Genomic DNA, 572 nt, shown 5'->3' on the forward strand with positions numbered 1-572 from the left:
TCGAAAGAAGTCAGGCGTACGCACCCAAAATCACGGGACCTGATCACATGATCGGTGAGACCCGTATCCACCTCTGTGATGTTTTCGTTCAACGGAATACCGCACGCACCACGGCTGATGAGATCGCGGCGATTCCCGGCATAGTATCCCAAGCGGTTCTCCGTGGAGCCAAGGAAGCCCAGATCAGCGTCAACGCTGCGTGGGGTTCCAATTGGCTTGGTGAATTCTCCGAGGATAGGAGGATGGAGTTCCTTCAGCTCCAGCATGATGCCTGGGCCAACGCCGGTGTTCCTGTTACCCGGGTCCATATAGGCGACCCCATGAGCTGGAACACTCCCAAAGCCATGCGGGCGCAGATCCGAACAATCAAGCAGACATGGCCGGACATCACCACCTTCCATCTGCATCTGCATAACGCGCGCGGGATGGCACCCATCTCCGCCTACACGGCGATGTCAGAACTTGATGAGGGCTACGAGCTTATTGTCGACACCGCGATCGGCGGCCTCGGTGGGTGCCCCTACTGCGGAAATGGCAGACTGACGCGGATGATCCCCACTGAAGACTTTGGT

1 protein-coding gene and 1 pseudogene are annotated in these 572 nt (G+C 57.7%); one reads left to right on the top strand and one right to left on the bottom strand.

What is annotated here, in order from left to right; genetic code table 11:
* Nucleotides 1-266: hypothetical protein (locus CXQ90_RS23135; protein WP_258064717.1), on the bottom strand; the 266-nt coding region annotated here is incomplete at its 3' end.
* Here CXQ90_RS23135 and CXQ90_RS21820 point away from each other — a divergent pair.
* Nucleotides 243-572: pseudogene (locus CXQ90_RS21820) on the top strand (citramalate synthase); the annotation flags it as partial. The gene CXQ90_RS23135 and the pseudogene CXQ90_RS21820 overlap by 24 nt on opposite strands.

Origin of the sequence: Arthrobacter sp. ZGTC131 (assembly GCF_002929275.1) — a bacterium.
Lineage (GTDB): Bacteria > Actinomycetota > Actinomycetes > Actinomycetales > Micrococcaceae > Arthrobacter.